Origin of the sequence: Pseudoalteromonas sp. SG41-5 (genome assembly GCF_014164495.1) — a bacterium.
Taxonomy (GTDB): domain Bacteria; phylum Pseudomonadota; class Gammaproteobacteria; order Enterobacterales; family Alteromonadaceae; genus Pseudoalteromonas; species Pseudoalteromonas rhizosphaerae.
On record NZ_JACJFH010000213.1, the window covers coordinates 1 to 1,770 of the forward strand.

Annotated in this window: 2 protein-coding genes and 1 pseudogene; all 3 read right to left on the reverse strand. The window is 44.6% G+C overall.

Annotation, left to right across the window (positions count from 1 at the left end; all coding sequences use genetic code 11):
* A pseudogene (locus H5232_RS24445) lies at positions 1 to 174 on the reverse strand (ethanolamine permease); the annotation flags it as partial.
* A gap of 51 nt (positions 175 to 225) precedes the next feature.
* Positions 226 to 1,095, reverse strand: a complete 870-nt coding sequence (gene eutC / locus H5232_RS23075; protein WP_182718244.1) for an ethanolamine ammonia-lyase subunit EutC — start codon at positions 1,093 to 1,095, stop codon at positions 226 to 228.
* The coding region (eutB, locus tag H5232_RS23080) for an ethanolamine ammonia-lyase subunit EutB (RefSeq protein ID WP_182831624.1) at positions 1,092 to 1,770 on the reverse strand (679 nt) is incomplete at its 5' end. The genes eutC and eutB, both read right to left, overlap by 4 nt.

A 1,770-nucleotide genomic window follows, 5' to 3' on the forward strand; every position in this document is an offset into this window, starting at 1 on the left:
CATTAATACTGTGGCGACAGCAAAGCCGCCCCAACCAGCTTCTGCAATACCAAAGTTCCAACCCGCAAAATCCCCAGAAATAACATACGACACTCCTAATCCCGCCAATAAAATCCATCCCGCGGAGCCTCGTTTTAACTGTCTTTTTGCAAGGTACTCTTTATTATCTGACATTATCTTCTCCTGCTATTTATTGTTGTAATTACATTATGTTTTCGTTGTTGATTATTCTGATAGTAAAAAGTTTGTTGTTTGCGTTTGATGCTCTATCACATCGTCTTGACTGCGATCTTTTAACCCCACCCCTGACAGGTTTAAACGTTTCGCTTCTTGTAAAAGATATAAAGTTCGTTGTGCTGCATCCTGATATGACAGCCCCGCAGGACGAATATTAGAGATACAATTACGACAAGCATCATTCAGCCCTGTTTTTGGCTGCCAAGTTAAATACAGCCCTAAACTATCTGGAGAACTTAGCCCTGGCCGTTCACCAATTAATACCAGCACCACCTTGGCATTAAGGAGCTCACCTATGTCGTCGCCTATCGCCACTCTACCTTGCTCAACTAAGCTGATCGGTGCCAAACGCCATGGCTCTGGTTGTTCACGCAGTATCGTCAGTAACTGAACAAGAAAAGGATGGGCATTTTTTTGTACTGCTAAAGACGATAAACCATCAACAATAACGATTGCGATATCATGGTGTAACTCAGTGGCTATAGCCGCTTTCCTCATATAGTTGCTTAGCTGATCGCGCGATGCTTGATCTAGTTTTCGACCTAAATCAGGGCGTTGTAAATAATGATTGCGATCCACGGCTTGACTATGTAAATGCAGTGGTGATGCGCAAAAATCCTCTAGCTGTTCACTTAACGCAGCTAAATCCAATGGAAAATTAACCGCATCTCGTGCTTGCGCATGGGAGAGTTGAAACGCCAACATTTCAGCCGTCGGAAGACTGATCCCAGCGCGCCCTAAACCAATGCGTGCATCGGTAAAGCTGCGTAGTTGCCGCCATGGGTTATGCACCACTTTGCCATTATCTTGATGTTGTTGCTGTATTTGCTGTGCCGTTTTGGGAGATGAGTTTTTCATGGCTGTCCACCACCTAAAGCTTTCAAAGAACGCGCAAATTGTGACGGTAACGTGTCAGACAAAATATGCTGCTGGGTATCTGTCATAATGTTCATTTTTGCCAGCCAAAGTTCGAATTCAGGTGCTGGACGCAAACCTAATACCCGCCTTGCATACAGAGCATCATGAAATGAGGTGGTTTGATAGTTAAGCATAATATCGTCAGATCCGGGGATCCCCATTACAAACGAACACCCCGCTACACCGAGTAAGGTCAGTAAGTTGTCCATATCATTTTGATCTGCCTCAGCATGGTTGGTGTAGCACACATCACAGCCCATAGGCACACCCAGTAATTTGGCACAAAAATGGTCTTCAAGCCCTGCTCGAGTAATTTCTTTGCCATCAAATAGATATTCCGGGCCAATAAAACCCACTACGGTATTGACCAGTAACGGTTTGAATTTTCGCGCTACGGCATAAGCACGGGTTTCACACGTTTGTTGATCAAGCCCATGGTGGGCATTTGCTGATAGCGAGCTGCCCTGCCCCGTTTCAAAATACATCACATTATTGCCTACTGTTCCGCGTTTTAAACTTTGTGCTGCATCTTGCGCCTCAGCAAGTGTATTTAAATTAAAACCAAAACTTGAGTTAGTCGCCTCAGTCCCCCCTATAGACTGAAACACTAAGTCA